This is a genomic window from Roseovarius sp. MBR-154 (assembly GCF_053628595.1).
This window is the reverse complement of sequence record NZ_JBRJGR010000002.1, coordinates 84,611-109,818: the sequence shown is the minus strand read 5'-3', so window position 1 is coordinate 109,818 and position 25,208 is coordinate 84,611. Positions and strand designations below refer to the sequence as shown.

At 63.7% G+C, this 25,208-nt stretch carries 27 protein-coding genes; 13 read left to right on the top strand and 14 right to left on the bottom strand.

The window, feature by feature from the left end:
- Positions 1 to 41: 41 nt before the first annotated feature.
- The 5 genes from ACSSV4_RS03750 to tig all read left to right on the top strand — a co-directional run bounded on the left by ACSSV4_RS03750 (position 42) and on the right by tig (position 4,789).
- A complete protein-coding gene (locus ACSSV4_RS03750) occupies positions 42 to 683 on the top strand; it encodes an LptA/OstA family protein (protein ID WP_454273552.1) in 642 nt (213 codons plus the stop codon).
- A complete protein-coding gene (lptB, locus tag ACSSV4_RS03745; protein WP_454273551.1) occupies positions 680 to 1,438 on the top strand; it encodes an LPS export ABC transporter ATP-binding protein in 759 nt (252 codons plus the stop codon). Before ACSSV4_RS03750 ends, lptB begins: the two co-directional genes overlap by 4 nt.
- A 141-nt stretch (positions 1,439 to 1,579) precedes the next feature.
- The gene (locus ACSSV4_RS03740; RefSeq protein WP_454273549.1) at positions 1,580 to 2,392 is read left to right on the top strand and encodes an aspartyl/asparaginyl beta-hydroxylase domain-containing protein; all 813 of its coding nucleotides are present in this window, start codon (positions 1,580 to 1,582) and stop codon (positions 2,390 to 2,392) included.
- Between the two features lie 12 nt (positions 2,393 to 2,404).
- The gene (locus ACSSV4_RS03735; RefSeq protein WP_454273547.1) at positions 2,405 to 3,343 is read left to right on the top strand and encodes an ATP-grasp fold amidoligase family protein; all 939 of its coding nucleotides are present in this window, start codon (positions 2,405 to 2,407) and stop codon (positions 3,341 to 3,343) included.
- A gap of 111 nt (positions 3,344 to 3,454) precedes the next feature.
- A complete protein-coding gene (gene tig, locus ACSSV4_RS03730; protein ID WP_454273545.1) occupies positions 3,455 to 4,789 on the top strand; it encodes a trigger factor in 1,335 nt (444 codons plus the stop codon).
- 133 nt (positions 4,790 to 4,922) lie between these two features.
- Here the strand turns inward: tig and ACSSV4_RS03725 are convergent, their stop codons facing one another.
- The 5 genes from ACSSV4_RS03725 to rpsF form a co-directional block, all read right to left on the bottom strand.
- Positions 4,923 to 5,720, bottom strand: coding sequence for an acyl-homoserine-lactone synthase (locus tag ACSSV4_RS03725; RefSeq protein ID WP_454273543.1), 798 nt, complete (start codon positions 5,718 to 5,720; stop codon positions 4,923 to 4,925).
- Between the two features lie 163 nt (positions 5,721 to 5,883).
- The gene (locus tag ACSSV4_RS03720) at positions 5,884 to 6,585 is read right to left on the bottom strand and encodes an autoinducer binding domain-containing protein (RefSeq protein WP_454273876.1); all 702 of its coding nucleotides are present in this window, start codon (positions 6,583 to 6,585) and stop codon (positions 5,884 to 5,886) included.
- Between the two features lie 312 nt (positions 6,586 to 6,897).
- Complete coding sequence (gene rplI / locus ACSSV4_RS03715; RefSeq protein ID WP_454273542.1) at positions 6,898 to 7,518, bottom strand: 50S ribosomal protein L9; 621 nt, start codon at positions 7,516 to 7,518, stop codon at positions 6,898 to 6,900.
- Between the two features lie 11 nt (positions 7,519 to 7,529).
- Positions 7,530 to 7,757: a 30S ribosomal protein S18 gene (gene rpsR / locus ACSSV4_RS03710; protein ID WP_013961325.1), complete on the bottom strand. Its 228-nt coding sequence runs from the start codon at positions 7,755 to 7,757 to the stop codon at positions 7,530 to 7,532.
- A 29-nt stretch (positions 7,758 to 7,786) separates the two neighbouring features.
- Positions 7,787 to 8,149: a 30S ribosomal protein S6 gene (gene rpsF, locus ACSSV4_RS03705; RefSeq protein WP_454273541.1), complete on the bottom strand. Its 363-nt coding sequence runs from the start codon at positions 8,147 to 8,149 to the stop codon at positions 7,787 to 7,789.
- Positions 8,150 to 8,368: 219 nt separating this feature from the next.
- Here rpsF and ACSSV4_RS03700 point away from each other — a divergent pair, with 219 nt between their 5' ends.
- Positions 8,369 to 8,902, top strand: a complete 534-nt coding sequence (locus tag ACSSV4_RS03700; protein ID WP_454273539.1) for a hypothetical protein — start codon at positions 8,369 to 8,371, stop codon at positions 8,900 to 8,902.
- Positions 8,903 to 9,026: 124 nt separating this feature from the next.
- Entirely contained in the window at positions 9,027 to 9,602 is a 576-nt protein-coding gene (locus ACSSV4_RS03695; RefSeq protein WP_454273538.1) for a YceI family protein, read from the top strand.
- A gap of 78 nt (positions 9,603 to 9,680) precedes the next feature.
- Here ACSSV4_RS03695 and ACSSV4_RS03690 read toward each other — a convergent pair whose 3' ends face one another.
- The 8 genes from ACSSV4_RS03690 to ACSSV4_RS03655 form a co-directional block, all read right to left on the bottom strand.
- Positions 9,681 to 10,889, bottom strand: coding sequence for a DegT/DnrJ/EryC1/StrS family aminotransferase (locus tag ACSSV4_RS03690; RefSeq protein WP_454273537.1), 1,209 nt, complete (start codon positions 10,887 to 10,889; stop codon positions 9,681 to 9,683).
- Positions 10,890 to 11,014: 125 nt separating this feature from the next.
- On the bottom strand, positions 11,015 to 12,319 hold the full coding sequence (locus tag ACSSV4_RS03685; protein ID WP_454273536.1) for an NAD(P)/FAD-dependent oxidoreductase: 1,305 nt from the start codon (positions 12,317 to 12,319) through the stop codon (positions 11,015 to 11,017).
- A 47-nt stretch (positions 12,320 to 12,366) separates the two neighbouring features.
- Positions 12,367 to 13,734: a glutamine synthetase family protein gene (locus ACSSV4_RS03680; RefSeq protein WP_454273535.1), complete on the bottom strand. Its 1,368-nt coding sequence runs from the start codon at positions 13,732 to 13,734 to the stop codon at positions 12,367 to 12,369.
- A 1-nt stretch (position 13,735) separates the two neighbouring features.
- Entirely contained in the window at positions 13,736 to 14,413 is a 678-nt protein-coding gene (locus ACSSV4_RS03675) for a type 1 glutamine amidotransferase (RefSeq protein ID WP_454273534.1), read from the bottom strand.
- Between the two features lie 49 nt (positions 14,414 to 14,462).
- Complete coding sequence (locus ACSSV4_RS03670; RefSeq protein WP_454273532.1) at positions 14,463 to 15,779, bottom strand: glutamine synthetase family protein; 1,317 nt, start codon at positions 15,777 to 15,779, stop codon at positions 14,463 to 14,465.
- 177 nt (positions 15,780 to 15,956) lie between these two features.
- A complete protein-coding gene (locus tag ACSSV4_RS03665; RefSeq protein ID WP_454273531.1) occupies positions 15,957 to 16,649 on the bottom strand; it encodes a M48 family metallopeptidase in 693 nt (230 codons plus the stop codon).
- A 59-nt stretch (positions 16,650 to 16,708) separates the two neighbouring features.
- Positions 16,709 to 16,993: a VIT1/CCC1 transporter family protein gene (locus ACSSV4_RS03660; protein WP_454273875.1), complete on the bottom strand. Its 285-nt coding sequence runs from the start codon at positions 16,991 to 16,993 to the stop codon at positions 16,709 to 16,711.
- 142 nt (positions 16,994 to 17,135) lie between these two features.
- Positions 17,136 to 17,324 (bottom strand): VIT1/CCC1 transporter family protein, encoded by a 189-nt coding sequence (locus tag ACSSV4_RS03655; protein WP_454273874.1) that lies wholly within the window; start codon positions 17,322 to 17,324, stop codon positions 17,136 to 17,138.
- Positions 17,325 to 17,556: 232 nt separating this feature from the next.
- On the opposite strand from ACSSV4_RS03655, the gene ACSSV4_RS03650 reads away from it, so the two are divergent.
- Together ACSSV4_RS03650 and lipA are read left to right on the top strand one after the other, a co-directional pair.
- Positions 17,557 to 18,519 (top strand): LysR substrate-binding domain-containing protein, encoded by a 963-nt coding sequence (locus ACSSV4_RS03650; RefSeq protein ID WP_454273530.1) that lies wholly within the window; start codon positions 17,557 to 17,559, stop codon positions 18,517 to 18,519.
- Between the two features lie 140 nt (positions 18,520 to 18,659).
- Positions 18,660 to 19,604: a lipoyl synthase gene (gene lipA, locus ACSSV4_RS03645; RefSeq protein WP_350136655.1), complete on the top strand. Its 945-nt coding sequence runs from the start codon at positions 18,660 to 18,662 to the stop codon at positions 19,602 to 19,604.
- Positions 19,605 to 19,740: 136 nt separating this feature from the next.
- On the opposite strand, the gene ACSSV4_RS03640 is transcribed toward lipA, so the two are convergent.
- Positions 19,741 to 20,310, bottom strand: a complete 570-nt coding sequence (locus ACSSV4_RS03640) for a YcbK family protein (protein WP_454273528.1) — start codon at positions 20,308 to 20,310, stop codon at positions 19,741 to 19,743.
- Positions 20,311 to 20,631: 321 nt separating this feature from the next.
- On the opposite strand from ACSSV4_RS03640, the gene ACSSV4_RS03635 reads away from it, so the two are divergent.
- From ACSSV4_RS03635 to ACSSV4_RS03620, 4 genes are read left to right on the top strand one after another with little or no spacing between them, the layout of a single operon-like run.
- Positions 20,632 to 22,236 carry a L,D-transpeptidase family protein gene (locus tag ACSSV4_RS03635; protein ID WP_454273873.1) on the top strand — a complete coding sequence of 535 codons (1,605 nt, stop codon included), beginning with the start codon at positions 20,632 to 20,634 and terminating at the stop codon, positions 22,234 to 22,236.
- Between the two features lie 27 nt (positions 22,237 to 22,263).
- Positions 22,264 to 23,355, top strand: a complete 1,092-nt coding sequence (locus ACSSV4_RS03630) for a UDP-3-O-(3-hydroxymyristoyl)glucosamine N-acyltransferase (protein WP_454273527.1) — start codon at positions 22,264 to 22,266, stop codon at positions 23,353 to 23,355.
- A gap of 38 nt (positions 23,356 to 23,393) precedes the next feature.
- Entirely contained in the window at positions 23,394 to 23,654 is a 261-nt protein-coding gene (locus ACSSV4_RS03625; protein WP_454273526.1) for an acyl carrier protein, read from the top strand.
- A complete protein-coding gene (locus ACSSV4_RS03620) occupies positions 23,651 to 24,862 on the top strand; it encodes a beta-ketoacyl-[acyl-carrier-protein] synthase family protein (RefSeq protein ID WP_454273525.1) in 1,212 nt (403 codons plus the stop codon). Before ACSSV4_RS03625 ends, ACSSV4_RS03620 begins: the two co-directional genes overlap by 4 nt.
- Positions 24,863 to 25,208 lie beyond the last annotated feature (346 nt).

The window sequence follows — 25,208 nt, the reverse complement described above, 5'->3', positions numbered from 1 at the left end:
CAAGGAAGCTGCTATAGACCACCAAAAGGGGAAGGGGACCAATGGCTTTTTCTGGTGGCGATATGCGGCGCGCGGCGGGGGTCTTGCTGGCCGCATGCCTGTGTCTTGGGGGCGGCGGGCTTGTGACGCGCGCCACGGCGCAGGAGGCCGATGCGGCCTCGGAGAACGCCGCGACGGCCGAAGAGCCGCGCGGCACGAAGCTCGCCTTCGGAACCATCAAGGTCTCGGCTGACATGCCGCTCGAAGTGGTGTCGGACACGCTCTCGATGGATCAGAATGTCGATATCGCGATCTTTTCCGGCAACGTCACTGTCGATCATGGCGAGTTGCGCCTCGAGGCGGAGAGCGTGCAGGTGGAATATGGCAACACCGAGGAGGGCGGGGCGGCCAATGGCATCATCCGCGTGATTGCCGAGGGCGATGTGCTGATGCAAAGCCCCGACGAGACCGCCGAGGGTGACAAGGCGGTCTATACCATCGCCACGAGCGAGATCGTCGTGACCGGCGATGTGGTGGTGACGCAAGGAATCAACCGGGTCTCGGGCGAGCGCATGATCGTCGACCTGGAGGCGGGCACAGCGGTGATGACCGGTCGCGTGCGCACCTTCATCGACCCCGGTTCGACCCGTGACGAAAACGCCACCCCCGAGAGCGCGGAGCCCGACGCGGAGACCGGTCAATGACAGCAGACGCGGCGACCGCGCCGGATGCCTCGCAAGGGCTGCGAGTGCGCGGATTGCGCAAGAGCTACAAGCGCCGGATGGTGATCCGCGACGTGAGCCTCGATCTCGAACAGGGCGAGATCGTCGCATTGATGGGGCCGAACGGCTGTGGCAAGACCACCTGTTTCTACATGATCGCCGGGCTGCTGGAGCCCGATGGCGGGCAGGTGATCATCGACGGGGTCGAGGCCACGCATCTGTCAATCGACCGGCGGGCCAAGCTGGGCATCGTCTACCTGCCGCAGGACATCTCGATCTTTCGCGGGATGAGCGTCGAGGACAATATCCTGACCATCCTTGAATTGCTGGAGCCCGACGCCGCCAAGCGCCGCGAGAAGCTGGAGCAACTGCTGGAGGATTTCGATATCGTGCGGCTGCGCGATGCCTCGGCGCTGTCGCTCTCGGGCGGCGAGCGGCGACGGGTGGAGATCGCGCGCTGCCTTGCAGCGAATCCCCGATACCTGCTGCTCGACGAGCCCTTCGCCGGGGTCGATCCGATCACGGTGGCGGAAATCCGCGTGCTGGTTTCCGACCTCAAGGCGCGCGGCATCGGCGTGCTGATTACCGATCACAACGTGCGCGACACGCTCGAAATCGTGGACCGCGCCTATATCTTGCATGATGGCGGCATATTGATGAGCGGCACGCCGCTGGAGGTGGTGCGCAACGAAGACGTGCGCCGGGTCTATCTCGGGCAGGATTTCCACGTCGCGTGAGGCTTGCGGCGAACACGATCCTGTGCCAATCCGCCGCCATGCGTTGTGATTCCGCGCGCCCTGGCATAGGGTCGCGCCGCTTGCCGGTCATAGGGTCCCAAAAGGGCGCGGCAGTGTCTCATGCCTGAAGGATGATTGCAGATGGAAGATGTGAAACCCTCGCGACCCGAGAAGCCCAAGTCCCTGAACCGTCCCGTGCGCCGCTTTGTCAAGCGCAACGGCAAGAAGGCAATGAGATGGGCGTCGCGCTTTCAGAGCAAGCAGAGCCTCGTGCCTGACACGCCGTTTCTCGACACGCGCCATTTTCCGTTTCTCGACGAGTTCGAGCAGAAATGGGAGGTGATCCGCGACGAGGTGCGCGAGATCCTCAAGAACCGGGATGACATTCCCGGTTTCGAGGAACTGTCGCCCGACCAATACCGGATCGCGCAGGACCGGCAGTGGAAGACCTTCGTGCTCTACGGTTTTGGCGAGCAACTGCCCAAGAACACCCGGCAGGCCCAGGTGACCACGGAACTTCTGAGCCGGGTGCCCAATGTCCAGACTGCCTGGTTCTCGATCCTCGCACCGGGGTATCACATCCCCGCACATACCGGCGTGACCAAGGGCATCCTGCGTGCGCATCTGGGGCTGATCATCCCGCAGGAGCGCGAGAAATGCCGCATCCGCGTCGATGACGAGGTGCAGGCCTGGGAAACCGGCAAGGTCATCGTGCTTGATGACACTTACGAGCACGAGGTCTGGAACGATACCGACGAGGAGCGCGTGATCCTGCTGTTCGATTTCGACCGCCCGATGGGGTGGCGGGGACGGATGCTGAACCGCTTCATGCTGTGGCTGATGAAGTTCACCGCGTTCTATCAGGAGCCCAAGAAGAACCTTGCCAGTTTCGAGGACCGGTTCGAGGCGGCGACCCGTCGCGCCGATGCCAATCTCGAAAAGCTGAGCGACTAGGGACCGCCACCGATGCGGTCGGAGTTCGGCTCTTATCTCAAGTCATTGCGGGCGCGGCATCTGTCGCGGTGGCGCACGGGGCGTCACGTCGAGGCGCATCTGCGCTTTCCGGGCATGGCGTTTCACGAGGCGCTGAGCCGTGTCACCTATCGGCGGTTGTTCGGCCAATGGCCGGACCTGGACTACCCGCGCACGATCAGTGAGAAGCTTTGCTGGCTCAAGATCAATGACCGCCGCCCGATCAACGCGGTGATCACCGACAAGTACCGGATGCGCGGCTATGCCGAGGCGCTGGGGCTGGGGCACCTTCTGGTAGATATTCACGGGGTGTGGGATGCCGCCGACAAGGTGGCGTTCGACGCCCTGCCGGATGCCTACGCGCTCAAGGTCACCAATGGCAGTTCCTGGAACGTGATCAAGCGTCCAGGCGAGTCGATTGACGTGGATGCCGCGCGGCGCAAGCTCGATCGCTGGATGAAGACCGAGATGGCCGACAACAAGGGCGAATGGTACTACGCCGCCTCGCCACCGCGCATCATCGCCGAGCGATATCTCGAGAATGAAGCGGGCGACATGCCCGACTACAAGCTTTATGTGATGAATGGTGAGACCCGGATCGTGCATTATTGCGATAGCCGCTTCAACGGGCTGCGGCGCATCTTCATGCTGCCGGACTGGACGCCCGCGCCGTTCACCTTTCCCGCGTTCGGAGAGTTCGGCGCCTTGCCGGAGCGCCCCGAGGCGCTGGACGAGATGGTGCGCCTCGCGCGGATTCTCGCGCAGGACTTTGCGATGGTGCGGGTGGATTTCTACATCCATCAGGGGCGGCTCTTGCTGGGGGAACTCTCGCTCAATCCCGGCGGTGGTTACACGATGTTCAAGCCCGACGAGTGGAATCTGAAGATCGGCGACTGGCTGGACTTGCCCGACAAGGCCAGCATCGCAGGCTGAGGCCGGAGCCCTCCGGTTTTCCCTTGCACGTGCAGATACGGCTCAATAGAAGACCGGTGATTTTGACCGCCGCGGACGCCTCCGCGGCCTGATGCATATGGAAGGACGAACATGCAGGTCACCGAGACGCACAACGAAGGTCTGAAGCGGGGATACAAGATGATCCTGTCGGCGCAGGCGCTGGACGACAAGGTCAACGCAAAGCTGAAAGAGGCCCAGCCCGATATCGAACTCAAGGGTTTTCGCAAGGGCAAGGTGCCGCTGCCGCTGCTGAAAAAGCAGTTCGGTCAGCGCGTGCTGGGCGAGGCGATGCAAGAAAGCGTCGACGACGCGATGAAGGCGCATTTCGAGGAAAAGGGCGAGCGCCCGGCGTTCGAGCCTGACGTGAAGATGGCCAATCAGGACTGGAAGGAGGGCGACGACGTCGAGATCGAGATGACCTACGAGGCGCTGCCCGAGATCCCCGAGGTCGATCTGGGGTCGCTCAAGCTCGAGCGGCTGGTCGCCAAGGCGGATGACGCCTCGGTCGACGAGGCGCTCAACAATCTCGCCGAGAGCGCGCAGGATTTCAAGGATCGCAAGAAAGGCAGCAAAGCCAAGGACGGCGATCAGGTGGTGATCGACTTCGTCGGCAAGGTCGATGGCGAGGCGTTCGAAGGCGGCACCGCCGAGGACTACCCGCTGACCCTCGGTTCCGGCAGCTTCATCCCCGGCTTCGAGGAGCAGCTTGTCGGCGTGAAGGAGGGTGAGGAAAAGGCCGTAACGGTCAACTTCCCCGAGGAGTATCAGGCCGAGCATCTGGCGGGCAAGGAGGCGGTCTTTGACTGCACCGTCAAGGCCGTCAAGGAGCCGGTGGCGGCGGAGGTCAATGACGACCTCGCCCAGAAATACGGGGCCGAGGACCTGAACGCGCTGAAAGAGCAGATCCGGGAGCGTCTGGAGCATGAATTTGCCGGTGCGGCGCGTGCGATCCTCAAGCGGCACGTGCTCGACGCGCTCGACGAGAAGGTCAGCTTCGATCTGCCGCCCACCATGGTCGAGACCGAGGCCAAGCAGATCGCGCATCAGATCTGGCATGACGAGAACCCCGATGTGCAGGGCCACGATCACCCCGAGGTCGAACCTACCGAAGAGCACATGAAACTGGCGGAACGGCGCGTGCGCCTGGGTCTGTTGCTGGCTGATCTGGGCCAGAAGGCCGAGGTGCAGGTGAGCGATGCGGAGATGACCCAGGCGGTGATGAACCAGGCGCGGCAATATCCCGGTCAGGAGCGCGAGTTCTTCGAATTCGTGCAGAAGAACCCGCAGATGCGTCAGCAACTGCGCGCCCCGATCTTCGAGGACAAGGTGATCGACTATGTGGTCGAACTGGCCGATGTCACCGACAAGGAGGTCTCGAAGGAAGAGCTTGAGAAAGCCATCGAGGCGATGAACGACGAGGACTGATCCCGGTCAGCCTATCGCAATATCAAGGGCCGCCCCGGGGAGAAGTGGGGCGGCCCTTGTCGTTCGTGCGTGAGTGGGCGCGGATGTTCATGGATCATGGCTCGCACCCGCGCTGACGGGCCCTTCTGGGGGGTCAGGCGCCGACGTCTGCGCGCGAACGAATCTTCTTCACCAGCGCAGCCTTGAGGCGCTCCGCGGCTTCTTTTTCATCATCGGTGGTGGCGGCGGCGATCTGCTGATCGCAATATGCGCGCAATTCGGGCGGCATCATCGCCTCGGCGTCGCGTGCGGCAAGGGCCTCGGCCACCTCGTCCTCGTCGCCGAAGATGTTGCCGGTGATTCCGGCGAAGTTGCGGATCCGCGCGATTCGCTCTTCGGTGATGTCGCTGAGCGCCGCGAGAGCCTTGGTCTTGCCCATCTGGACCGTCTGTCCGAGATAGCCGTAGGGTGCGTTGTCACAGCGCTTGAGAATGCGATCCATGGCCGGATCGACCACGCTGATCACGTCCGTGATGCCGGACTCGTAGGCGTATTCGGCGATGCCCGCCATCAGTTCGCAGGCCGTGTAGGATACGCTGCGGGTTGCCTCCGGTCGCTTCAGGCGCTCGGTATCTATGCAGAACCGGGTGTTTTCCCAGACAGTTACGCTGCGCAGCGGCGGCTCGCCCATGAGAATGTCCTGAAACACGTCGGTCAGCATGTGCGGCCCGGTGGTTTGCAGCATGCGGTTGCACCCCACCACGTCATAATTTTCGTCAAGCGCGACAAGATAAACCGGATCGAGGCTGTCGAACATATCGCGCTCGCGCCCGTCCTGAATGGACACCTCCCATCCGAGGCGATCGTGAAAGACACGGGCCCGCAGCTTGAACATCTCGTCGATAACGGATTCGAACCGGTCGCGGTTCAGCGCGTCGATTACAAGGATCATTGTGTTTCTTCCCCAATAAAGAGTTATGTGGGGAAGAAGATAACGATTAACGACCGGATGGATATTAGGGAAATCCCGTAGTCCGCTAGCGGGCAGAGATTTGCCAATCCTGATCTATCGGTGACGCAAGATCACCGAGACGTGACATGTCCGTGATATGAAATCAACCGGGTTGTATCAAACCGAGACTGACGGCGCGGCCCACCGCTTGCGCGGTGCTGATCGTGCACAGCTTCTCGCGGGTCGAGCGCAGGTGCACCTCGACGGTCCGCGACGAAATCAGCAGGATGTCGCCGATGTCCTGCTGGGATTTTCCGGCTGCAACCCATTGCAGAATCTCGATTTCACGGGAGGAAAGCTTGGGCTGGCGCAGGGTCCTCATGAGCGGGTCGGAATTCATCACGGTATCGTGCAGGTGAACCGCATTGTTGAGTAGGCCGCCGATGATGTCGCGCTTGAGTTTGGTCCATTCGTCCTCGGCCACCGACGTGCAGGCGCAGAGCAGGCCGATCTCGCCATACATTCCCCGAATCGGCACGGTAACGCCTTGCGAGGGCAGGTTGAAATCATGCGCGTCCTTGAAGACCCGGTCGTAATTCGGATCGCGGACCAGGCGCCGCCAGTCCACCGGAGCGACGGATCGGGACGCGGAATTCAGGGTTGGGTCGTATTCCTGGAGGCGATGCTTGACGTAATGCGCCTTCCAGTCGTCAGGATAGGTAGTGAAGCCGTGCATCTTTCCCGAGATCGGGTTCGAGGCGAAATAGGTCGCATGTTCAACGCCAAGCGTGTCGCACAACTGTTTGAGATGTCCGACATAATCGCGTTCGCATTCCGGAATGCTCGCCAGATCTATGAGGTCTATGCGTTTGTTCATTGCGTCCGGGGACCATGTGGTGGTCCTGAAGCCTCCATCCCTTTGAAATGATGAAAACGGTGCATCTACAACACAACTAAACCTAGGTACGATAGCAGCATATGCGCCATTATCAATGGCACTACGTTACATGCCTGTCTCGATCACCAGCCGGGCCCGCTCGTGGATGCGAAATGTTCCCCGCTATGGGCCGCCGCAGATGCCGCCCGGGTCGCCCGGCCCTGTCGTCCCGGTCCGAAAAAGGGGAACGCCGCGTGCCCGGGTGGGCACGCGGCGTCGCTGTCGCAATTGCCTGCGATATCAGCTTCTCTCGTCATCATCCTCGACGGCCTCGGCCACCGGGGCGAGGTCGTCATCGTCAGAGGCGGCGGCACCGATATCCTCGAAGAGTTCGGCGATCTCGTAATCGGCGGCCTCCTCGGCTTCGGCGGCGGCGTCCTGGATGCTCTTGCCGGAGGCCTGCAACTCGGCCTCCTCGTTGGAACGTGCCACGTTGAGCTGGATCGTCGCCTCGACCTCGGGGTGCAGCGTGACGATCACGTCATGCAGGCCAAGTTCCTTGATCGGGCGGGTCAACGCGACCTGCTTGCGCTCCAGGGAAAAGCCGTTCTCGGTGGCGGCATCGGCTGCGTCGCGGGTGCTGACAGATCCGTAAAGCGCGCCGCTGTCCGAGGCTTGGCGAATCACGATGAACTGCTGACCGTGGAGTTTCGCGGCCATCGCCTCGGCCTCTTTGCGGGTCTCGAGGTTCTGCGCCTCGTACTGCGCCTTGCGGGCTTCGAAATCGGCGATGTTCTGCGCCGAGGCCGAGAGCGCCTTGCCCTGCGGCAACAGGTAGTTGCGCGCGAAGCCGGACTTCACATCGACGACTTCGCCCATCTGGCCCAGCTTGGCCACGCGTTCAAGAAGGATCACTTGCATCTGACTTCTCCTTATTTCACGGCATAGGGCAGCAGGGCGAGAAAACGGGCGCGCTTGATCGCACGGGCCAGCTCACGCTGCTTCTTGGCGGAGACGGCGGTGATGCGCGAGGGTACGATCTTGCCGCGTTCGGAGATGTAGCGTTGCAGCAGACGCGTGTCCTTGTAGTCAATCTTGGGCGCGTTGTCACCCGAGAAGGGGCAGACCTTGCGGCGACGGAAAAACGGTTTTGTAGCCATGGTTTATGTTCCTTTCTTCAGGTGATGGATCAGCGGCGCTCGCGGCGTTCGCCACGATCACCACGCTCTTCGCGCTTCTGCATCTGGACCGAGGGACCCTCGGCGTGCTCGTCGACCTTGATGGTCAGGACGCGCATCACGTCGTCATGCAGGCGCATCAGGCGTTCCATCTCCTGCACGGCCGAGGCGGGGGCGTCGGTGCGCAGAAAGGCATAGTGGCCCTTGCGGTTCTTGTTGATCTTATAGGCCATCGTCTTGACGCCCCAATACTCGTTATCCACGAGCGTGCCGCCATTGTCGGTCAGCACGGCGCCAAAATGTTCGATCAGGCCTTCGGCTTGCGCGTTGGACAGATCCTGACGCGCGATCATCACATGCTCATACAGCGGCATGTCAGCTCCATTTCTATCAAGGCGCATTTCATAGGAGGGGCATTTTCCCTTTCGCGGCCCATCCACGAGAGACTGCGCGGTCAATAACGAATGCGAAAGGTTGTGCGTGCATACATGTCGGCATCGCGTGGCGCAAGCCGAATTCCCGGCATCATGCGCGGGCCCGCGGATTGCCGTGCCGGTGCCCCATTTCCGGCGCTTTTCGCGGGCAGGTTCGGTGTGTTCGAGCAGAAGGAAAAGACAATGGTTGCATTGCCCGATATTGAGCGTGAATTCACGCAGGCCCCGCACAGCTATCAGGAGCCTGTCGATCTGCCGGAGCACAGAATGATCCGGATCGAAATGTCGACACTGCTGCGCGCACTCTGCGGCGTGGCACTGCTGGGCGCCGCTTTCGGCGTCTGGGTCGTGCATACGGGGGCGGGCGACCCGGCGATGATGCTGATCAAACTGGTGTTTTCGCTGGCGCTGTTCTGGGCGGGTACGCTGTGCCTTTCCGTCTTTGTTGCCGACACCGACCTACCCGAAGTGGAGATCGACAGCCGCGCCCGTACGCTTCGCGTGATCCGTCCGCAGCCCGGTGGACGCACCGCGCGGGTCAGCGTGCACGATTTCGACGATCTGGCAGAGCTATCGCTGCGCGACCGGATGTTGACCGCGCGGGACGCCCACGGGCGTCAGATCGTGTCGCTGGAACTCCATGACACGCGCAGTGAACGTGTGCTGCGGAAGGCTTTGAGCCTGGCGGCCTGAACCGCGCGAGCGGCACCTGTTCGCCTGTCCACAGGATCTGTTTGAAACTGTACTATTGTTCTTCTTGGGAACCATGCCATTTGTTACGGGTCAGTCCGACACGATATTTTTGGAGGTTCCCGCCATGAAACAGACTTTGATCGCCGCCGCGCTTGCCATGGGCGCAACCGGCGCGACCGCAGCACCCGAGGCCTATACGCTTGACCCGAGCCACAGCCAGGTCGTGTTTACATATAATCATCTTGGTTTTTCGACCACGCATGGCATGTTTTCGGGCTTCGAGGGCGAGATCATGTTCGACGCCGAGGACCCGGCCGCCTCATCGGTCAATGTCGCCATTCCGGTCATGTCGATGTTCACGGGCTGGGAGAAGCGTGAGGAACATTTCATGTCGGATGACTTCTTCGGCGCGAGCGAGGGTGACATGGTCACTTTCACCTCGACGGGCATTGACGTGACCGGCGACAACACCGCCGAGATCACCGGGGACCTGACGATGAATGGCGTGACCAAATCGGTCGTGCTCGATACCACGCTCAATCAAAAGGCCGACGCGCATCCGATGAACAACAAGCCGTGGCTCGGCTTCGATGCCAGCACCACGCTGCTGCGTTCGGATTTCGGGGTCGACAAGTTCGCTCCTTACGTCAGCGACGAGGTTGAGGTGAAAATCTCGATCGAGGCTGGCAAGGCGGAATAAACCCGCTGTTCCACTCACGGAAAAGTCGGGGCCGTTGGCCGTTCGCGAGGCTGCGGACGGCCCCTTTTCATCGTGGGATCAGGTGCCGTAGGCGCGGTTCGCAGCCATGACTTCGTCTGCCGCACCCAGCAGCGCCTCGACGATCCTGTCCAGTTCGGGCCGCGTCAGCCGGGCAGGCAGGCGGGCATCGCAGGCGCGCATCAGCATGGCGCGGGTCTGCGGCAGATCGGGCATCTTTCCCGGCAGGAATTGCCAGTTCCAGAAGGCGCGGGCATTGTCGGCGCTCAGCCCGAAGACCTGCACCTTAAGCCCGCGCGCCGCCGCCGCCTCTGCAAAGGCGCGGGTTTCGTCGTCGCTCAGGCCCACAAGGTTGAACTGGATGGAATCCGGCGCGCGCTGTTCCGGCCCGAGTTTCGCAGGCACCGACAGCCACGGCGAGGTATCGAGCCGCGCCGCCACGTAATCGTGATTGGCGCGACCCTCGCGCACCCGGCGCGCCACCTCGGGCAGTTGCGGGCGGATGATCGCGGCCGACAGGTTGTTCAGGCGCAGGTTGTAGAGTGGCAGGCGATTCTGCCAGCGGGCAAACCCGGCCTCGATCTCGGCGTCGGGTGTGCCCAGATGCTTGGCCCAGTTATGCTCGTAAGCCCCCGACATGATGACCGCACGGGCAATGAGATCGGCATCGTCGCTGACCATGATCCCGCCTTCGCCCGCGTTCACCAGCTTGTAGGATTGAAAGCTGAAACAGCCGACGCGCCCGAGCGTGCCGATGTTGCGGCCATTCCATGTGGTGCCGAGCGAATGCGCGGCATCCTCGATCACCGGAATGCCGCGCGCGTCGCACAGCGCCATGATCCGGTCCATGTCGGAGGTGTGGCCGCGCATGTGGCTGATGATCACCGCCTGCACATCGTCCAGCCGTGCCTCGAAATCCGCCAGGTCGATGCGGTAGTTTCCGCCCACCTCACACAGCACCGGCACGCAATCGGCATGTACCACCGAAGAGGGAACGGCGGCAAAGGTGAAGCCAGGGATCAGCACGCGGGCATCGCGCGGCGGGCCAAGTGCCTTGAGCGAGAGAAACAGCGCCGCCGAGCAGGATGAGACCGCGAGCGCGTATTTCGACCCAAGAAGCGCCGCGAATTCCTGTTCCAGAAGGGTGACCGGCGCATTCTCGGGCGCGGTGTAGCGGAAGAGATCGCCCGAGTGCAGCATCCGGTCGATTTCCGCGCGCGCGGCCTCTGGGATGGGTTCCGCGTCATAGACATTTGGGCTCTGCGTCATGTTTTCGGATTTCCTGAATATAGACTTCGGCTTTCCGGAACATGTAGGCCCGAATTGTGACAGTTTGTCAAAGAAAACCCCGCCTCATCCGGGCGGGGGTGCGTTTTCAGCCGAACGGCGAGGGATCAGATGCCGAGCCGGTCGCGCATCGAGAACCAGGTCATCGCCAGCACCAGAAGCGGCGTGCGCAGCGCGGTGCCACCGGGAAAAGCCGGGGCGGGCACGCGCGACAGCGTCTCGAACCCCGCCGCCTCGCTGCGCACCGCATCGGCCATGAGCTTGCCTGCATGGGTCGCGGTGCCCACACCATGCCCCGAATAGCCCGAGGCCGAGAGCATGTTGGGCGCGAGCCGCGCGAGATAGGGCATGCGTTTCATGGTGATTGCCAGCGTGCCGCCCCAAGCATAGTCGATGCGCGCATCGCGCAGATGCGGAAAGATCTCCAGCATCGGCTTGCGCACCAGTGCCGCAATGTCGCGCGGAAAGCGGTAGCCATAGCTCTCGCCGCCGCCAAACAGCAGGCGCTTGTCATGGCTGAGGCGAAAGTAATTCACGACGAACTTGCTGTCGGCCACGGCGACGTCGCGGGCGAGCACGCGCGCGGCCTCATCGCCCAGGGGTTCGGTCGCAGCGATGAAATTGTTGATCGGCATGACGCGGGCGGCGACCGTTCGGTCGAGGCCGCCGAGATAGCCGTTGCAGGCAAGGATCACGTGATCGGCCTTGACCGCGCCAGCATCGGTCGCCACGCGCGCCTGGGTGCCGCGGGCGATGTGATGCACCGCTGATCCCTCGAAGATACGCACGCCCGCCGCCTCTGCGGCGCGGGCAAGACCGAGCGCGTAGGCCAGCGGGTGCAGATGGGCGGCACCCATATCGAGCGTGCCGCCCTTATAGGCCGACGAGGGGCAGAGCGCCTGCATTGCATCGGCATCGAGTTTCTCAAGCTGATCATAGCCATAGTGCTCGGCCAGGTGATCGGCATAGCCATGCTCTGCCGCTGTCTCGCGGTCTGAGAAACAGGCATGCGCCACGCCCGGTTTCAGATGGCAGTCGATACCGTGCCGTGCCACCAGCGACGTGACCAGCGCCTTCGCATCCTCGGCCAGCTCCCAGAGTTTCAACGCATCCTCTGACCCGACCAGCCGCTCGAGCGCCGTCTGCTCCATCCGCTGTCCGCTGCCCAGTTGCCCGCCATTGCGTCCCGAGGCGCCGAAGCCCACGCGCTGTGCTTCCAGCAGCACCACGTCGAGCCCCGCCTCGGCCAGGTGCAGCGCCGCCGACAGCCCGGTATAGCCCGCGCCCACCACACAGACATCCGCCCGCATCTCGCCGCGCAACGGCGCGAACGGGGCGAGCGGTGCGGTGGTCGCGGCATACCAGCTTGGCGGATACTCGCCGCGCCGGTCATTGGCATAGAGCAGGTTCATGTCTTCTTCTTGGTCAAAATACTCGAAATCCGACGGCCTAGACCGGATCAGACGTTGAGCAGCAGGTGCTCACGCTCCCACGGGCTGATGACTTGCAGGAATTCCTCGTATTCGGTGCGTTTGACGATGGCATAGACGCGGGCAAAATCCGGCCCGAGGATGTCGTGCAGCGCCGTTGCCTCTTCGAACATGTCGAGCGCGTCGCCCATGACGTTGGGAATATCCGGCTCTCCGGCATAGGCGTCGCCCTTGAACTGCTTGTCGGGCCATTCTTCCTTGATGATGCCCAGAAGGCCGCAGGCGAGGCTTGCGGCGATGCCGAGATAGGGGTTGCAGTCCATGCCCGCCATGCGGTTCTCGATGCGGCGCGAGTCGGAGCCCGAGAGCGGTACGCGAATGCCGGTGGTGCGGTTGTCGCGGCCCCAGGCGAGGTTGATCGGCGCGGCGTGATCCTTGACGTAGCGGCGGTAGGAATTGACGTAAGGGGCCAGCACCGCGATGGCCGAGGGCAGGTGTTTCTGCAAACCGCCGATGAAGTGGAAGAACGCATCGGTCTCGCCGCCCTGCGGGCCGGAAAAGAGGTTGCGCCCGGTTTCCATGTCGAGGATCGAGTGATGGATATGCATGGCGCTCCCGGGCTCGTCCTCGATCGGCTTGGCCATGAAGGTGGCGAAACAGTCGTGGCGCAGCGCCGCCTCGCGAATCAGCCGCTTGAAGTAGAACACCTCGTCGGCCAGCTTGATCGGGTCGCCGTGGCGCAGGTTGATCTCCAGTTGCCCGGCACCGCCTTCCTGCGTGATGCCGTCGATCTCGAAGCCCTGCGCCTCGGCGAAATCGTAGATGTCGTCGATGACGGGGCCGAATTCGTCGACGGCGGTCATCGAATAGGCCTGCCGCGCGGCGGCGGGGCGGCCCGACCGGCCCATCATCGGCTTGATCGCATGCGCGGGGTCAAGATTGCGCGCCACGAGGAAGAATTCCATTTCCGGCGCGACCACCGGTTTCATGCCGCGCTTGTGATACATCTCGACCACCCGGCGCAGCACGTTGCGCGGGCTGTAGGGAATCGGCGCACCGTTGCGGTCGAAGGCGTCATGGATCACCTGCAGCGTCCAGTCCGCCGTCCACGGCGCGGCGGAGGTGGTCGACATGTCGGGCCGCAGGATCATGTCCTTCTCGATGAACCCGTCCTCATCCGCCGCCTCGCCCCAATCGCCGGTGATGGTCTGGTAAAAGATCGAATCGGGCAGGTGGAAATATTGCTGGCGGGCGAATTTCGAGGCCGGCACGGCCTTGCCGCGCGCGATGCCGGGCAGGTCCGAGATGATGCATTCCACCTCGTCGAGCCGTCGGTTTTCGAGATAGGCTTGCGCCGCTGGCGGCAGCGTCTTGGTCAATTCGCGTAGATCGGCCATGTCAGGCCCCTTTCCTGAAGACATCCGCGATGCGCGTGGCCATGGCGGCGTTGTCGGTGGGCGTGGTAAGACCTCGGCGTGCATGATCGCGCAACGGGTCCGGCACCACGCCGACGGCCCGGTGTTCGATCAGCCGGTCCATCATGGTTGCATTGAACTCGGGATGCGGCTGCACCGTGAAGATGCGGTCGCCGTAGCGCAGCGCCGCGATGTCGCAGCCTTCGGCGCGGCCCACGACCTCGGCCCCCTCGGGCACCGCGATCACCTGGTCCTGATGCCAGGCGTTGAGGGTGAGCGGGGTGCCTTCGATCTCGTATTGCGTGGGTCCCACGCGCCAGCCGTCGGGGTGTTTCACCACCGTACCGCCAAGCGCTTGTGCGATGATCTGATGACCAAAGCAGATGCCGACCATCGGCAGGCCCTCGGCGTGAATGGCGCGGATCAGATCCTCGAGCGGCGCAATCCAGGCGTGATCCTCGTAGGCGCCGTGTTTCGAGCCCGTCACGAGCCAGCCATCGGCGTCTTGCGGTCCGTCGGGAAACTCTTCGTCGACGACCGAATACGTCACGAAGTCAAAGTCGTTCCCGTCCAGCATGCGCGCCATCATTGTGTCGTAATCGCCCAGTTCCGGCAGGACGACATCGGGGGCGTGGCCGGTTTGGAGGATGCCTATTTTCATCATTGGCCCGTTATTTGATCAAATTATGCAGCGGTTGTTCTGACGCAGGCTACACCGTTTCGAGATAGGTCTTCCAGTGGTCCTCTGCGTCGATCTTCGAGATATGCGCATGTTCCTGTCGCTTGGTCATCACCAGATTGCGGATCAGCTCCGCCGGAAAGATGCGCGCGATCAGCGGATCGGCCTCGAAAAGGTCGATGGCCGCGCCCCAATCGGCGGCGAGTTGCGGCAGATCGGCCTCGTAGGCGTTGCCGGTGATCGGAGCGGGCGGGGTCATGCCGTCCTCGATGCCGGTGATGGCCGCGCCAAGGATGGCGGCGAAACTGAGATAGGGGTTGATATCGCCGCCCGCGACACGATGCTCGATCCGGCGCGCGGCATTGGGCCCGCCGGGGATACGCACCGCTGCGGTGCGGTTTTCATAGCCCCAGCCCGCGCCGGTGGGCGCATGCGCGCCGGGCACGAGACGGGCGTAGCTGTTGGCGTGCGGCGCGAAGATCAGCGTCGAGGGTGGCATCGCCGCGAGACAGCCTGCGACCGCGCTGCGCAGGATGTCGGTGCCCCGGTCGGTGCCGTCGTCAAAGACATTGCGGCCCTCGCCGTCCAGCACGGAGAAATGCATGTGCATGCCGTTGCCGGTGTCGTCGCCAAAGGGTTTGGCCATGAAGGTGGCGACATAGCCATGTTGACGCGCGAGCCCCTTGATCATGGTCTTGAAGAGCCAGGTATCGTCGGCGGCGCGCATCGCGGATTGGTGATGCAGGGTCAACTCGAACTGCCCGATCCCGGCCTCGCTGATCGCGGTCTCGACGGGGATCTCCATCTCGGCCCCGGCGGAATAGAGATCCGACAGGAAGGCGTCAAAGGCGTCCATTTGCCCGAGGCTGAGGATGCCGGGTGCCTTCATGCGTCGGCCTGAACGCGGATCGCGCACGGTTTTCAAGGACTTGCCGGAGGGGTCGACGAGGGTAAATTCGAGCTCGGTCGCGGCAAAGACTTCCCAGCCATGTGCAGCGTATCGGTCGAGCACGGCCGCCAGCGCGTGGCGCGGGTCGCCCGCGAAGGGCGCGCCGTCCTCGGTATGCATCACCATCGGCACCAGTGCTTGTGGCACCTCGAGCCAGGGCAAGGGAACCGCGCCGCGCTCGGTGGGGAAAAGACGCCCGTCGATGTCGCCGGTCTCGAAGACCAGTGGCGAGTCGTCGATATCCGCCCCGAACACATCTAGGTTGAGCGAACTGAGCGGCATGCGCAGCGCACCGCCGCCGAGTTTGTCGCCATGGCTTGCGGGGAGGCGCTTGCCGCGCATGCGACCGTTGAGATCGCAGGCGGCCACGCGGAAAGTCTGGAACTGTGTGAGGTCCATTTTGGGAGTCCTGATCGGGATTTGCCACAGCCTAGCCCGGCTCAGGGGGCTTTGCCAAGATAATTTGATCAAAAAATTTCGGGGTGTGTTCTTCGTCTCGTCATCGTCCGGCTTGACCGGACGATCTCTTTCCCGGGAGGTCCTCGGGTCAAGCCCGAGGATGACGAGGAGCGCGGGTCAACTGAGGCTCTGCTGCCAGCGGGTTTCCAGCTTCTCGATGGCGGCGATGCGCTCGGCGGTCTTGGGGTGGCTGAGCAGCCAGGCGGGCATCGCGCCACCCGGGCCCGAGGTCAGCGCCTCCAGCTTCTCGAACAGCGATTTTTGCGGCGTGGTGCCAATCCCGGCCTTGGTCAGCAGGGCGGCGGCATAGGCGTCGGCCTCATATTCATCGCCACGCGACAGGCGCGCGGCCAGAAGCGTCGTCAGGCCGTTGGCGATCCAGACGCCGACGCCCGGCAGAAACCGCGACAGCAGCATGGCAAGCGCCGTGCGCAGCGCATTCTGGCCCGAGAAGTCGATCATCCGACGGCGCGAATGCCCCAGAGCCACGTGGCCCAGTTCATGCGCGATGACCGAGGCCATTTCCTCGGCCGAGACTTCGCCGGTCTGGAACTTGCGATAGAACCCACGCGTGATGAAGATGCGCCCGTCAGGGGAGGCCAACCCGTTTACCGGGTCGATCTCGTAGATATGCACCCGCACGCGCGGCAGGTCGAGTGCTGCGGCGAGCCTGTCGGTCATCCGCTTGAGCACCGGGTCGGCCAGCTCGGTCGAGCGCGTGTCGAGCTCGCGCGTGGTGCGCCAGGCCGAGAAGCGGTACATGGCGAGCGCGTAGAGAATTGCGAGCAGGATCGGCGTGAACTTGAGCATGGGGAGAATATGGGGCGTGGGCGGGGAGGTGGCAAGCGCGGAAGGTGCGGACAGGGGCGCTAGCCGCCGACGATCCAGCCCACGCCAAAGGCCACCACCGCGCAGACCGTTCCGACAAGCACGGTCTCGCCGACGCTGCGCCACAGTCGCTCGCCGCGGGCATGCCAGCGCAAGAGGCCAAGTAGCACAAGCGCCACGCCGGTGGCCAGGATCGACAGCCGCGTCGTGGCCGGTGTTGGGTCAAGCAGCAGGTAGGGGATGAGGGGGACCGCGCCGAAGGTGATGAAGGCGACGAAGGTGAAGGTGCCGTTGCGCGCCGGGCTTTCGCCGTCGGGGTCGCGCAGGCCGGTCTCCTCGGCGAGGATCCATCTCGGCCATCACCTGCGGGTGGCGGGTGGAGATGTCGCTGGCGTCTGCCGCATCCTGCGCCGAGAGGCCCTTGGCCCGCAGGATTTCAGCCAGGCGCGCGCCCTGTTGGTCTGGGGTCTAAAAGCTGCGGCGCCGCTCCTCGGCGCGGCGGGCGCGGTAGAGGTCGTGCTGGGCGCGCAGCGACAGGAATTCGCCGAGGCCCATGCTGACCCCGTCGGCAAAGAGATTGGCAAGACCGAAGAGCAGCACGGTGATGGCGCCGACCTCGGCCATGCCCTCGGCCTGTACCCCGGCGAACCCGGCGATGATGGCGAAGGTGGTGACGATCCCGTCGGTGCCGCCATAGACGATCTGCTTGAGATATTACTGAACGCGCCCGAAGCGCGGGCGGGTGGGCGCTGGGGCCTGCGTCGTCATGGGATGCCTCTGCGTGTGGACGCGTGGGTGAGGCCAAAAAAAAAGCGGGCGCGGGGCGCATGCAAGGGAAAGAGTGATAATTTCCACTTGCGCAAACGCGCGAGGGGCATAACTTTGCGGTATGAATATCACCCTGCGGCAACTCACCTATTTCAAGGCGCTGAGCGAGCAGCGCAATTTCGGGCGCGCGGCGGAGGCGGTGAACATCTCGCAGCCCGCGCTCTCGGTGCAGATTCGCGAGATGGAGGGTGCGCTTGGTGCGAAACTGGTGGAACGGCGGGCGCGTGACATGGTGCTGACCCCGTTTGGGCGGCGCATTCTCGACCACGCCTGCCGCGTGTTGGAAGAGATGCAGGGGCTGGCCGAGGCGGCGCGCTGGCAGGGCGGACTGGCGGGGCGGCTGTCGCTGGGGATCATTCCGACGATTGCGCCCTATATTCTGCCCGGTGTGCTCGAGGCGTTGCGCAGCGGCGACATCTCGCTCGACGTGCAGGTGCGCGAGGCGCGCACCGAGCAGTTGATCGCCGAGATGCAGAGCGGGCAACTCGATGCCGCGATCATGGCGCTGCCGGTTCCCGCCGATGGGCTGGCAGCGCGGGCTCTCTTCAAGGACCGGTTCCTGCTGGCGGGCAGTGCGGCGCGGCTCGACGCACTCGGGCAGGGGGCGGAAGCGTTGCGCCCGAGGTCGCTGACGCACAGCCCGCTTCTGTTGCTGGAGGATGGCCATTGTCTGACCGACCAGGCGCTCGAGGTGTGTGGACGGGGCCGGGGTCATGCGCAGATCGACATGGGGGCGTCGTCGCTCGGAACGCTGTCGCGGCTGGTGGCGGCGGGCTTTGGTCTGACGCTGATGCCGGAACTGGCAGCGGCGACCGAATCGCGCGCCGCGCCCGAAATGCGGCTGCGCCGCTTTGCGCCGCCCGAACCCTATCGCGAGATCGCCCTGGTGCGTCGAAACAGCACTGAGGAGGCGGCCTGGTTCGAGGAACTGGCCGATCTTCTCACGACGGTGGGCGGCGGTTTGATCACCCAGGTGCGCAGCGCGGTTGAGGCGGCCCGCGCCAACGGTGACGCGGGCCTTTGACCGTCGGGACACTCTGAAACTGCGATGGCACTCGTTACCCGTATTGCAGGCGCCGGGATGCGGCCTTGCATCACTGGCACTCACCATCGCCATGACTTATACTAAAAGGACCTTACCAAATCATTCGCGGGGAAAAATTCGTGCGCGATCTCAAACTGCCCGCCGGGCGCCACCCCGAAAAGGCGCATCGGCCCGACAATGCCCAACCGAAGAAACCCGACTGGATTCGCGTCAAGGCACCGACCAGCAAGGGGTATTTCGAGACCCACAAGATCATGCGAGAGCACAAGCTGGTGACGGTCTGCGAGGAGGCGGGCTGTCCCAATGCGGGCGAATGCTGGGCGCAGGGGCACGCCACGATGATGATCATGGGTGAGATCTGCACCCGGGGCTGCACGTTTTGCAACGTGGCCACGGGCAAGCCGCAGGCGCTTGATGTGTTCGAGCCGGGGCGCGTGGCGGACGGGGTGCAGAAGCTGGGGTTGAATCACGTGGTGATCACCAGTGTCGACCGTGACGATCTGGAAGATGGCGGCGCTGAGCATTTCGCCCAGACCATCCGCGCGATCCGTCATCGCACGCCCGGCACCACGATCGAGATCCTGACGCCGGATTTCCTGCATTGCGAGGACAGCGTGCTGGAGACGGTGGTGGCGGCGAAACCGGATGTGTTCAACCACAACCTCGAAACCGTGCCGGGGCTTTATCCATCGGTGCGACCCGGGGCGCGGTATTTCCACAGCTTGCGCCTGTTGCAGCGAGTGAAGGAGCTGGATCCGACGATGTTCACCAAGTCGGGGATCATGGTGGGGCTGGGCGAGGATCGCCAGTCGGTGCATCAGGTGATGGATGACATGCGCGCGGCGGATGTGGATTTTCTGACCATCGGGCAATATCTGCAGCCGACGCCCAAGCATCACGCGCTGGACCGGTTCGTGCATCCCGACGAGTTTGCGGCCTATGAAAAGGCGGCCTATGGCAAGGGGTTCCTGATGGTGTCGGCCACGCCGCTGACGCGGTCGAGCTACCACGCGGGCGATGATTTCGCACGGTTGCAGGCCGCGCGCAACGCCAAGCTGGCGTGAGCGCGGTCGACGCAGGCGGGGGCGCTGCCCCCGTCGCCTGACGGCGCTTCCCCCGGAATATTTCTGGCAAGATGAAGCGGATGCAAAACGGGCCGGTCGTGGTGACCGGCCCGTTTGTTGTCGCGGGGTGGGTGGTTCAGCGGCCCCAGGTGCGTACCGGTCCGCAATCCATGTGCACGAAGTTGGAGCCGGAATATTTGCCGACACCGCCGCCGCCGCAGGCCACGCCCGCTCGGTAGATCTGGCTGACCGACCGGCTGCCGAGGCGAAGATCGGCAGCTTCGCCGATCAGGTGGCGGGAATTCTTGGCCACGCCGCGCGAGCGCGAGCGCAGCATCGCGTTGGTCTTGGGGCTGCGATAGCCGCTGAGCAGCGTGTAGGGCTCGCTCGCATCAAGCAGGTTATGGCTGGCGGCCATGATGTCGATGGTACGGGTGTCGATGGTTCGGGTCTCATCGGTGCGCCAGTCGCGCATGAAGAGGGTGATTTCGTTCAGCGCCTCACGGATGTAATCTCCCTCGATCCAGTAGATTGTATCGAGACGTTCGCCAGTACGTGGCGAAACCATGCGCAATCGTCGGATATCGCCGGCGCCGCGCAGGAAACCTGCGGCCTGGCTGAATGTCGGAGCTGCCGTGAGTGCGGTGGCCGCAAATGCCGTGAGCACGCCACGGCGTGAGATACCAGTCGAGCTGAATTCTGTCATGTTTTCAAGCGCCTGTCCCGTCGCCTACCTGCGGCCGCTGTCCCGCGACCTTCGATTTCATCCCCAGATGCTCGGATTGTATGACATAACAAGAATCATCAACCAAGCCCCGATTTGACATATTGCGTGAGGATCAAGCCATTTCGGCGGGATCTCGCGCATGGGTTCCCGGATGTGACCGATTTGCGCAAGGCGTGCCCTGAACGCGACAGTCTCACGCGGATATTCCCGAATGTGACCCCAAAAGGTTAGGAAAAAATTGAGATCGGCCCATGTACCTGATTAAATCGGAGCGACGGAAACGCGAATTGTGAGGGTATGATGTTCGGATCTTTGTCACGCAGACTGTTTGCCGGTGTGCTGGCCTGTCTTGTCGGCACGGCTACGGTCGGGCAGGCCGCAGAGCCGGGCAGCATGGCCTTCCGGCAGGCGGTGGCCGAGGCGGCTGCCGGGGATCGCGAGCTTGCCGCCTATTACCGCGACGCCGAGTATCGCCCGCTCTGGACCGGAGAGGGCGAGGCGGACCGCGCCCGCCGCGCGGCGCTGGTGCGTACCCTCGCCAATGCCGGGCTGCACGGGCTGCCCGAGGCGCGCTATGATCTTGACGGATTGATGTCGCGGATGGTGGCGGCCCGTTCGCTGCGTGATCTGGGAATGATCGAGGTGGCGCTGAGCCGGGCCTATCTCGCCTATGCGCGCGATGTGCAATCCGGCGTGCTCGAGCCCGCGCGCGTGGTTGGCGATATCAAGCGCGAGGTGACGGACCGTCCGGCGACGCAGTATCTGACCGAGATCGCGTCGGATGCACCGGCCAGGGTGATGCGGGCGCTGCCGCCCAAGACCAATGAATACGCACGGCTGATGAAGGAGAAGCTGCGCCTCGAGCGTCTGATTGAAGAGGGCGGTTGGGGACCAGCGGTTCAGGCCGAGAAACTTTCGCCCGGCGATGCCGGGGCTGCTGTAATCGCGCTGCGCAACCGTCTGGTGGCCATGGGTTATCTGCGGCGCAGCGCCAGCAGCCAATACGATGGCACCATCCAGGCGGCTGTGCAGGACTTCCAGCGCGATCATGGGCTGGAGACCGATGGCGTTGCCGGGCCCTCGACCCTTGCCGCGCTCAACCGCAGTGCCGATCTGCGGCTGCAATCAGTGATTGTCGCGATGGAGCGCGAGCGCTGGCTGGCGCGGGATCGCGGCGCGCGGCATGTGCTGGTGAACCTCACTGATTTCAGCGCGCGGCTTCTCGACAATGACAGCGTGACCTTCCAGACCCGCGCGGTCATCGGCAAGAATGTCGGCGACCGGCGCAGCCCGGAATTTTCAGACGAGATGGAGCATATGGTGGTCAACCCCACCTGGCATGTGCCGCGCTCGATCGCCGTCAAGGAATACCTGCCGCAGATGCAGCGCAATCCGAATGCTGCCGGGCATCTCAAGCTCTACAATCGCAACGGGCGCGAGGTCAGCCGGGGCGCGGTCAATTTCGGGGCCTATAACGCCCGCACCTTCCCCTTTGCAATCAAGCAGCCGCCCTCGCAGAGCAATGCGCTTGGTCTGGTGAAGTTCATGTTCCCCAACAAATACAACATCTACCTGCATGACACGCCGCAAAAGGCGCTGTTCGACCGAGAAAAGCGGGATTTCAGCCATGGCTGCATCCGCCTGCAACAGCCGTTCGATTTCGCCTATGCGCTGCTTGCCCCGCAGGAGGCCGACCCGAAAGGCTATTTTCACTCGGTGCTCGACACCGGGCGCGAGACCTATGTGCATCTCGACCGGCATGTGCCCGTGCATATCATCTACCGCACCGCCTTCACCCAGGCGCAGGGGCGGGTGCAGTATCGCGATGATGTCTATGAGCGCGATGCGCTGATCTGGGAGGCACTGCGCAAGGCGGGGGTTTCGCTGGCGGCGGTTCAAGGCTAAATACCTCTTCGACAGAAGAGGTGGCGGATGTCCTTCAGCATAGAGCAGGTGGCTGCGGCTTTGGGCGCGAGGGCCTGTGGCGCGCGTCATCTGGAACTCGATGCGGTGGCGGAGCCGGCGCAGGCCGGGCCGCGCGATCTTGCCCTTGCGATGACACCGGCCTATGCCGAAGGGCTGCGGCAGGGTCGGGCCCGCGCGGCGCTGCTCTGGGATGGCGCCGACTGGCAGGCGCTCGGTCTTGAGGCCGCGATTCTTGTCGCGCGTCCGCGCCATGCACTGGCCGGGCTGACCCGGATGTTCGATCCCGGGCAGGGCTGGGAGCCGGGTCTTCACCCCACTGCCGTGATCCATCCCGAAGCGCGGCTTGGGCGCGCGGTGTCGGTCGGCCCGCTTTCGGTGATCGGCAAGGGCGCACGGATCGGGGACGGCTCGGTGATCGGGGCGCAATGTTTCGTCGGCAAGGATGCGGTTCTGGGCGAAGGCGCGTTGCTGCGCGAGGGGGTGCGGATCGGCGCGCGCGTGCGAATCGGTGCGCGGTTCATCGCACAGCCCGGTGCGGTTGTCGGCGGCGACGGCTTTTCCTATGCCACGCCCGAAGCCTCGCATGTCGAGGCGGGCCGCGCCACACTCGGGCAGGGTGCTGACGGCACGGCGCAAAGCTGGGAGCGCGTCCATTCGCTCGGTTCGGTCAGCATCGGTGACGATGTGGAACTGGGCGCCAACTGCACCATCGACCGGGGCACCATCCGCGACACCGCTGTGGGCGACGGTACCAAGATCGACAATCTCGTGATGATCGGCCACAACGTGAACGTCGGGCGCGATTGCCTGCTTTGCGGTCATGTTGGCATCGCCGGCTCCACCCGGATCGGCAACAACGTGGTGCTGGGGGGCAAGACCGGGGTCAGCGACAATATATTCATCGGTGACAACGTGGTCACCGGCGGCGGCACCATCGTTCTGTCGAATATCCCCTCGGGGCGGATGGTGCTGGGCTATCCAGCCATGCCGATGGAGGCCGCCGTTGCCTCGTTCAAGGGGGTGCGGCGTCTGAAAAGATTGTTTCAGGATGTCGCCCACCTTAAGAAAACCGTTACAGACCCGGCGCAAAAGACCTGAAATCGGCCGCAAGGCCAGCAGTGAGAAAGACCCGACATATGAACAGCATTCAGGACCGTGTCATCCGCATCATCGCCGAGCAGGCGGTGCTGGAGCCGTCCGACGTCACGCTCGACAGCACGTTGGAGGATCTGGGCATCGACAGCCTTGGCCTCGTCGAGAGCATCTTCGCCATCGAGGAGGCGTTCGACATTTCGGTGCCGTTCAATGCCAACGAGCCCTCGCAGAGCGATTTCGACATTTCCTCGGTACGCAGCATCGTCGCCGGGATCGAGCGGCTGATCGCGGAGCAATCGTGAAACGAGTCGTCATTACCGGGGCCGGCACGATCAACGCTCTGGGCCATGACGTGCCCGCCACGCTCGAGGCGATGCGCGAGGGGCGTTGCGGCATTGGAGAACTCGACTTTCGCGATGTCGAGCGATTGTCGATCCGCATCGGTGCGCAGGTCAGGGATTACGATCCGGAGACCGCGTTCAACCGGCAGCAATTGGCGCTTTTCGACCGCTTCACGCAATTCACGCTGATCGCGGCGCGGCAGGCGATCGCGCAGGCGGGGTTGGAATTCACCGGCGAATTGGCGGCGCGGGCGGGGGTGATCCTGGGCAATTCGGGCGGCGGCATGACCACGCTCGACGAGAATTACCGCAGCGTCTACGAGGAGGGCAAGAACCGGGTCCATCCTTTCGTGGTGCCCAAGCTGATGAACAACGCCGCCGCCTCGCATCTGTCGATGGAGTTCAACCTCAAGGGCCCGTCCTTTACCGTCTCCACCGCCTGTGCGTCGTCCAATCACGCGATGGCGCAGGCGTTTCAGATGGTGCATGGCGGGATCACCCCGGTGATGGTGACGGGCGGATCGGAATCGATGCTGTGTTTTGGCGGGGTCAAGGCGTGGGAGGGCTTGCGCGTGATGAGCCGCGACGCCTGTCGCCCGTTCTCGGCCAATCGCAACGGCATGGTGCAGGGCGAGGGGGCAGCGATCTTCGTCTTCGAGGAACTCGAGCACGCCCGCAAGCGCGGCGCCGAGATATTGGCCGAGGTGGCGGGGTTTGCCATGACCTCGGATGCCTCTGATATCGTCATGCCCTCGAAGCAGGGGGCGGCGCGGGCGATTCAGGGGGCGTTGCGCGATGCCCGCGTGAACCGTGAGGATGTGGGCTACATCAACGCCCACGGCACCGGCACCGCCGCCAATGACAAGACCGAGAGTGCGGCGGTCGCGGATGTGTTCGGGGCGCATGCCGATAAGCTGATGATTTCGTCCACCAAGTCGATGCATGCGCATCTGATTGGCGGCACCGGGGCGGTGGAACTGCTGGCCTGTATCATGGCGCTGCGCGATGGCATCATCGCGCCCACCATCGGCTATGAAGAACCGGACCCGGAATGCGCGCTCGACGTTGTGCCCAACGTGGCGCGCGAGGCGCATGTCGAGGTGGCGCTGAGCAATGCATTCGCCTTTGGCGGGTTGAATGCGGTGATGGCGTTGCGGCGGTTCGCGTAGGGGGCGATTGGCCTGAAGCGGACGTTGCACCCCTCCAGAAGGTGCCGCGTGATTGCGGGGCCGGGGACTGGCGATGTGATGGGTGTGGCGGGCGCTTCATGTCGGCCAAGTCATTCTAACCTCGACACATTGAGCTTGCCAAAACATCGCCATGCCGGGGCACGGCGTCATGCCGGGGGCATGCCTCTGGCCCGGCGATCGCGCGGCACCTTCGGTGCGTTTCGCGCGGGATTCGGTGCGTTTCGCGCGGGATGCGGCAACTGAAGCTCCAGGCCGATTCCGACGCGCCCCGCACCACTGCGCCGTTTTGCCCGGCGCCAGTGGGGTGCCTCCTCCGGTTTGACCG

Excerpts from the sequence above, each read along its gene's own strand:
- ACSSV4_RS03750 (WP_454273552.1), top strand. The coding sequence starts at position 42 with ATGGCTTTTTCTGGTGGCGATATGCGGCGCGCGGCGGGGGTCTTGCTG.
- ACSSV4_RS03740 (WP_454273549.1), top strand. The coding sequence starts at position 1,580 with ATGGAAGATGTGAAACCCTCGCGACCCGAGAAGCCCAAGTCCCTGAAC.
- rpsF (WP_454273541.1), bottom strand. The coding sequence starts at position 8,149 with ATGCCGCTGTATGAGCATGTGATGATCGCGCGTCAGGATCTGTCCAAC.
- ACSSV4_RS03680 (WP_454273535.1), bottom strand. The coding sequence starts at position 13,734 with ATGGCCGATCTACGCGAATTGACCAAGACGCTGCCGCCAGCGGCGCAA.
- ACSSV4_RS03665 (WP_454273531.1), bottom strand. The coding sequence starts at position 16,649 with ATGCTCAAGTTCACGCCGATCCTGCTCGCAATTCTCTACGCGCTCGCC.
- lptB (WP_454273551.1), top strand. The coding sequence starts at position 680 with ATGACAGCAGACGCGGCGACCGCGCCGGATGCCTCGCAAGGGCTGCGA.
- rplI (WP_454273542.1), bottom strand. The coding sequence starts at position 7,518 with ATGCAAGTGATCCTTCTTGAACGCGTGGCCAAGCTGGGCCAGATGGGC.
- ACSSV4_RS03675 (WP_454273534.1), bottom strand. The coding sequence starts at position 14,413 with ATGAAAATAGGCATCCTCCAAACCGGCCACGCCCCCGATGTCGTCCTG.
- ACSSV4_RS03630 (WP_454273527.1), top strand. The coding sequence starts at position 22,264 with ATGTCCTTCAGCATAGAGCAGGTGGCTGCGGCTTTGGGCGCGAGGGCC.
- ACSSV4_RS03650 (WP_454273530.1), top strand. The coding sequence starts at position 17,557 with ATGAATATCACCCTGCGGCAACTCACCTATTTCAAGGCGCTGAGCGAG.
- ACSSV4_RS03735 (WP_454273547.1), top strand. The coding sequence starts at position 2,405 with ATGCGGTCGGAGTTCGGCTCTTATCTCAAGTCATTGCGGGCGCGGCAT.
- ACSSV4_RS03640 (WP_454273528.1), bottom strand. The coding sequence starts at position 20,310 with ATGACAGAATTCAGCTCGACTGGTATCTCACGCCGTGGCGTGCTCACG.
- ACSSV4_RS03685 (WP_454273536.1), bottom strand. The coding sequence starts at position 12,319 with ATGAACCTGCTCTATGCCAATGACCGGCGCGGCGAGTATCCGCCAAGC.
- ACSSV4_RS03635 (WP_454273873.1), top strand. The coding sequence starts at position 20,632 with ATGTTCGGATCTTTGTCACGCAGACTGTTTGCCGGTGTGCTGGCCTGT.
- ACSSV4_RS03695 (WP_454273538.1), top strand. The coding sequence starts at position 9,027 with ATGAAACAGACTTTGATCGCCGCCGCGCTTGCCATGGGCGCAACCGGC.
- tig (WP_454273545.1), top strand. The coding sequence starts at position 3,455 with ATGCAGGTCACCGAGACGCACAACGAAGGTCTGAAGCGGGGATACAAG.
- ACSSV4_RS03690 (WP_454273537.1), bottom strand. The coding sequence starts at position 10,889 with ATGACGCAGAGCCCAAATGTCTATGACGCGGAACCCATCCCAGAGGCC.
- rpsR (WP_013961325.1), bottom strand. The coding sequence starts at position 7,757 with ATGGCTACAAAACCGTTTTTCCGTCGCCGCAAGGTCTGCCCCTTCTCG.
- ACSSV4_RS03625 (WP_454273526.1), top strand. The coding sequence starts at position 23,394 with ATGAACAGCATTCAGGACCGTGTCATCCGCATCATCGCCGAGCAGGCG.
- ACSSV4_RS03670 (WP_454273532.1), bottom strand. The coding sequence starts at position 15,779 with ATGGACCTCACACAGTTCCAGACTTTCCGCGTGGCCGCCTGCGATCTC.
- ACSSV4_RS03725 (WP_454273543.1), bottom strand. The coding sequence starts at position 5,720 with ATGATCCTTGTAATCGACGCGCTGAACCGCGACCGGTTCGAATCCGTT.